The organism is Psychrobacter sp. T6-1, from assembly GCF_052258445.1.
Genome location: NZ_JBQQFC010000169.1, coordinates 1 through 5,214 on the forward strand (window position 1 = coordinate 1; position 5,214 = coordinate 5,214).

The 5,214-nt window shown below is 44.9% G+C and carries 4 protein-coding genes; 1 reads left to right on the plus strand and 3 read right to left on the minus strand.

Annotation, left to right across the window (positions count from 1 at the left end; translation table 11 throughout):
- Window positions 1-944: heme lyase CcmF/NrfE family subunit (locus ACTXGO_RS09285; protein WP_443574185.1), on the minus strand; the 944-nt coding region annotated here is incomplete at its 3' end.
- Between the two features lie 121 nt (window positions 945-1,065).
- The gene (locus ACTXGO_RS09290; RefSeq protein WP_058025811.1) at window positions 1,066-3,282 is read right to left on the minus strand and encodes a heavy metal translocating P-type ATPase; all 2,217 of its coding nucleotides are present in this window, start codon (window positions 3,280-3,282) and stop codon (window positions 1,066-1,068) included.
- A 142-nt stretch (window positions 3,283-3,424) separates the two neighbouring features.
- Between ACTXGO_RS09290 and cadR the strand changes: the two genes are divergently transcribed.
- Window positions 3,425-3,835 (plus strand): Cd(II)/Pb(II)-responsive transcriptional regulator, encoded by a 411-nt coding sequence (gene cadR / locus ACTXGO_RS09295; protein ID WP_007394845.1) that lies wholly within the window; start codon window positions 3,425-3,427, stop codon window positions 3,833-3,835.
- A gap of 147 nt (window positions 3,836-3,982) precedes the next feature.
- On the opposite strand, the gene ACTXGO_RS09300 is transcribed toward cadR, so the two are convergent.
- A complete protein-coding gene (locus ACTXGO_RS09300) occupies window positions 3,983-4,705 on the minus strand; it encodes a CHAP domain-containing protein (RefSeq protein ID WP_025643918.1) in 723 nt (240 codons plus the stop codon).
- Between the last annotated feature and the right edge of the window lie 509 nt (window positions 4,706-5,214).

Below are 5,214 nucleotides of genomic sequence, written 5' to 3' on the forward strand. Positions count from 1 at the left end.
ACCAAACCACGCGTCGGATCAGCGGCAAACGAATGCACTGAGGTAAGGACTCCAGAGCGTACCAGGAACGTGCCAAGCAAGCTTAAGGCAAAGGCGAAAATAGCCAGCATGATGGTCCATGCTTTAAACACCCCGCGCTTTTCAGTGACTGCTAATGAATGCAGCAATGCTAAGCCGACAAGCCAAGGCATAAACGAGGCGTTCTCTACCGGATCCCAAAACCACCAACCGCCCCAGCCAAGCTCGTAGTAGGCCCACCACGAGCCCAGTGCAATACCAATGGTCAAAAATCCCCAAGCCGCGAGCGCCCATGGACGTGACCAGCGTGTCCAAGCAGCATCTAAACGCCCTTCCCACAATGCCGCCATACAAAATGCAAAAGGCACTACCATACCCACATAGCCCATATATAACATGGGCGGATGAATAATCAGACCGAAATCTTGTAGGACAGGATTTAAATCAGCGCCATCGACCGCTAGATTGGGTAAGGTACGCTCAAACGGTGACGAGGTAAATATCAGCATTGTTAGCATCATTAACTGTACACCGGCCAAAATAACTAATACCCGCGCACGCATTGATAACGGCAAGCCGCGACTAAAGTATGATACCAGTGCACACCATGTGGCCATGATGGTCATCCATAGCAGCAAAGAGCCCTCGTGTCCGCCCCATGTCGCCGATAACTTATAGTACCAAGGCAACAGCGTATTGGAATGCTGCGCGACGTAACTGAGGCTAAAATCATTATAATAAAAACCTGCTATCAAAGCGCCAAATGACGTTATCATGGCGGCAAACTGTGCCCAAGCTAAGCTAGGGGCTAGTCGTTGCCAAGCAACTTGGTTACGAATAACACCAATAGTTGGCAGAATTACCTGCAATAACGCCAATACAAAAGCGGTAAGCAAGGCAAAATAGCCCAATTCTGTAATCAACATACGGTCTAACCTTATTTACTCTAATGCGGTTGCAGTTTACTGTAGCGGTGGAATTTTTATTATTAGAACCCACCCCCGAAATCTGCTGCTATCTCTAGTTTTTAATTGATTTCGAAGGGTTTTATTTAACTACTTTAGGCGGAGTTACCAGTGGAGGCGCGCCTTTAAAGCGCAGTAAACGTAACGCATTGAGAGTAACGAGCACTGTTGCTCCAGCATCAGCTAGAACCGCAATCCATAGTCCAGTAATGCCGAATACGGTCGTGATCAGAAAGACGCCTTTGAGACCTAAAGCGAAAATGACGTTCTGATGAATGTTGCGCATGGTGGCACGCGAAAGTGCAATCAGATGGGCCATGTCTGTAACACGACTTTTTAATAATGCGATATCGGCCGTCTCAATGGCCACATCGGTACCACCACCCATCGCGATGCCAACATCAGCGGTTGCTAGTGCTGGCGCATCGTTAATACCATCACCCACCATCGCTATTTTGCTGTTATTCTTCATCTCGTTAAGCAAGCGCAGTTTGTCCTCAGGCAACAGCTCAGCTTCCCATTCCACGTCTAAATTACTGGCAAGTGCTTGAGCGGTTAAGCGGTTGTCGCCTGTTAGCATGACGGAGCGCACACCCATCGCTTTAAGTTGAGCCACACCTTCATGAGCGTCGTCTCGTAACTCGTCTCTTAGTGCGACCAATCCAAGCACTTCTCGACTTTGCTCATCGAAAAGAACTGAGACGGTCTTGCCCTCATTTTGCAGCGCCTCGATTTGTGCCTGTTGCTCGGCTGAAATTGATGCCTCATCTGCGGCATAAACAGGCGAACCGATAGCTAGCGCGCGCCCAGCGATAGTTGCGTGTACCGCTTTACCCGCAGTAGCAGAAGCTTTAGAAGCCACAGGTATGACAACTTTGGCGGCTTTGGCATGACTGACAATAGCTTCAGCAAGCGGGTGACTAGAACCTGTCTCCACACTGGCAAAGAGCGCCAATACCTTATCTTTACCTTGAGAACCCTGATCCTGAGAATCCTGACCTTGAACACTTGAATACTCTTGTGTAATGTCAACAACATCGGTCACGCGTGGTTTGCCTTCAGTTAAAGTGCCTGTCTTGTCAAAAGCGACTGTCTTCACTTGGCCGATGGTTTCTAAAGCACTACCGCCCTTGATCAGCAAGCCGCGGCGCGCACCGACCGCTAGACCAGAGGCGATAGCAGCTGGTGTTGAGAGCACAAGAGCACAAGGACAAGCGATCAATAATAAGGCTAGACCTCGATATAACCAAGTTGACCAATCTCCGCCCATGGTTAACGGTGGGACGATGATAATTAGGGCGGCAATAGCCATCACAGCCGGTGTATAGTAACGACTGAATTTCTCAATAAAACGGGCAGTGGGTGCTTTGGAAGCTTGCGCTTGCTCTACCAAATCAATAATGCGCGAAATAGTGTTATCGGCGGCTGTCTTTTCTACGCGCACTTGGAGCACACCATCGATGTTAATTGACCCTGCAAATACATTGTCACCCATCGTCTTGGCAACAGGAACAGACTCTCCCGTCACGGGCGAATCATCAAGGCTGGACGCACCTTGAACAATGGAACCATCAGCAGATACCCTATCTCCAGGACGCACCAGCACAAGGTCATTCACTTGTAGTGAAGTCGCTGGAACGTTACGCTGCCCACCTTGAGCATCAAGTAAAATCGCACTTTTCGGAACCAGCGATGATAAGGCTCTGATGCCAGCGCGAGCGCGATCAGCAGCGATACTCTCAAACAGTTCACCGATTGAGAACAAAAAGACAACCGCTGCGGCCTCTTCAGCTTCACCAATGATAAGTGCGCCAAGCACGGCGACGGACATCAGCGTTTCAATTGAAAAGAATGAACCTGTTTTAGCCAGTGCTAAGGCTTTGCGTGCAAATGGAAAAACGCCTACAATCACAGCGATGGCAAACACCCATATCCCATAAGCGGGGAACAGTAGTGACAGTGCATAAGCGCTGCCCATCAAAATACCGAGACCAACAACCTGTTTGCCTTTTTGAGTTTGCCACCACCGCTTATCCTGCGGAGCCATCTGATTGTCGCTGTCAATATCAATAGCCGATACAGTTTGTTGACCAGTATTGGCAGATATACCGAACCCTAGGCTTTTGATTGTTTTTTCGATATCACTAGCCTGAGTCGGCGCACCAGGGGCTAAATTTAGCTCTAGCGTTTCTGTAGCGAAATTCAGCTGAACATCAGAAACCCCAGGCATACGTTTCAAAGCTGTTTCAATCTTGCCGATGCAACTGGCACAGTCCATACCTTCAATATGATATTTCATAATAATTTACCCTTTGAATAATGATATTATGAACCCTATAGTGGCTTTAGAGTCAAGGTTATTTATCTACAGTTTCGTAATTTTAATTTCTCTAGCGCTAGTCTTTACAGCCACTTTAATTATTTAAATCATAGAGGTTGTTATGACAATCAAAATTGGTGAGCTCGCTAAACGCACAGGTGCCACAGTAGAAACCATTCGCTATTATGAAAAAGAGCGTTTATTACCCGAGCCTTTTCGTAGCGAAGGGAATTATCGTTTATATAATGAAGAGCACATTGAGCGTCTACAATTTATCCTACATTGCCGTACGCTCGATATGGCTTTAGATGATGTGCGAATCTTACTTGAATACTGGGAGTCGCCTGACAAGGACTGCGGCGATGTGAATAACTTGCTAGATGAGCACATTCATGCTGTGGAAATACGAATGGAAGAACTGATGCACTTAAAGCATCACTTGACCGTTTTGCGCCAGAAATGTGCAAGTAGTGCACCAGCGTCATCATGTGGCATTTTAAACGCGCTTGTCGATAACTCCTGTCATGAGTAATGATATCAGTAGTGTTCATTTCTGACGGATCAAATCATGAAAGGTTAAATACGCCCTGATGTTAAGCACAAAAAAACCCAGCAATGATATTAAGATCACTACTGGGTTGGAGGAAATAACAACTATGTTGTGCTGACTTAGAAAGTCTTATTTATCATTCATAGCAAGGTGGATATTACGATCTGATGCGGATGCGTCATCCACGTATTTTGAATCGCGCCATGTCGTATAAGCATAGACACCACTGTATGGGCTGATGCTGTTCTGACGGAAATCAGAAATCCAATTTTCGCCATCAAAGATTTGGATATGGCCATGCGGGCGCTTTGATGAGCGATCATAGACAATAACATCACCTACTTGGGTTGGCATATCATTACTGATTTTGCTAAAACCTGCTTTATCAAGCGTGCCACGAGTGGCGTACTGATAGGCTGAAGGATTGGGTGTAAATTCATAACCAGCTGATTGTAGTGCTTTACGTACGTAACGGGCACAATATCCAGAGCTGCCAGATAAAGCCACTTTTGAGGCGCGAGCAGCAGCGATAGCGGGGGCTGAATTGCTGTCAGGAACTGTATTGACTTGCTGCTGTTGTTTTTCAGCGTATAAGCGGCTGTTTAATGATGAAAGCTGATTCTCTTTTTGCTTGGCCTGCGCACTTAGGTTGCTAATTGCTTGACTAATTTCATCATTATTAGAAACATAAGCACCACTTTTGGTGCTATAGATGTTTTTTGATGAACCGTAGTTTGATGCCACAGAAGTATTGGTGATGGTATTATTTGTTTGAGAGATTGTGATAGCAGCACCACTCGTTTGTGCTATGCCCATACCCAGTACTGACAAAATCAATAAAGCCTGTTTCATAAATCTAATACCTACGGTTAATTCAAAATCGTCTGTTATCAACAACAGCGCAGTCAATTAAATCTCAATAACTCAAGTATATATATGTCATAGTGACTGATACTTCTGCTGCATATTATTCATATAAAAAATGATTATTGGCGATCACAGCTCATTGAAGTCTTACGAAGCTGTTACAAATCAAGCTGCTGACCAAAACACAAAGCCGACTTTAGCATAGGTTGTTTAGCCTGTCATTCCCCTTAAAAACCCCAAAAATACTTTTTTGATGTCGAAAAAATTGCTAATATCCCACATTTTACAATGTAAGTTTGTGTAACATGTACAGAATATAGCTGACTAGATTGACCACAATTTCTACTGTTTTATAAGCAAAAAAACGTCTGAGGGTTAAATCTATAATTTAGATTTAACCCTCAGACGTTTTTCTATTGGATGAAGTAATTACCCTATATAGGGTCTAACTAATTATTAAGATAATATAATAATTTATAATATTAATATAGATG